The sequence below is a fragment of the Streptomyces sp. P9(2023) genome, from assembly GCF_032436795.1.
In the GTDB taxonomy this organism is placed as follows: domain Bacteria; phylum Actinomycetota; class Actinomycetes; order Streptomycetales; family Streptomycetaceae; genus Streptomyces.
Genome location: NZ_JAUPWM010000606.1, coordinates 1 through 260, shown reverse-complemented (window position 1 = coordinate 260; position 260 = coordinate 1). Strand labels below are relative to the sequence as shown.

The window sequence follows — 260 nt, the reverse complement described above, 5'->3', positions numbered from 1 at the left end:
CAATACTGGGAAAATTTGCCAAATCGATTTTCTGCCAACATAGGTCTCATATCCAATTAGTACCACCTCTTTTCGTACGTGCCAGTAATCGTTGGCGGAATCTGAGTAAAATCACTATGATAAAACTCTATACGATTTTTACCGGGTTTTAAAACTGGAAAGGTGCTTCCAGTGATCACATCTTCTAAAGTTTGGATCCCATCTCGATAGACTAGATTCATTCCGTTGTTGTTGATGATTTTGACTTCTGTGTTGGCAGA

At 38.8% G+C, this 260-nt stretch carries 1 protein-coding gene; it reads right to left on the bottom strand.

Translation table 11 applies throughout. The features are described 5' to 3' along the window. Positions 1 to 56 precede the first annotated feature (56 nt). On the bottom strand, positions 57 to 260 hold a 204-nt coding region (locus tag Q5762_RS38865), incomplete at its 5' end, for a hypothetical protein (protein WP_315897030.1).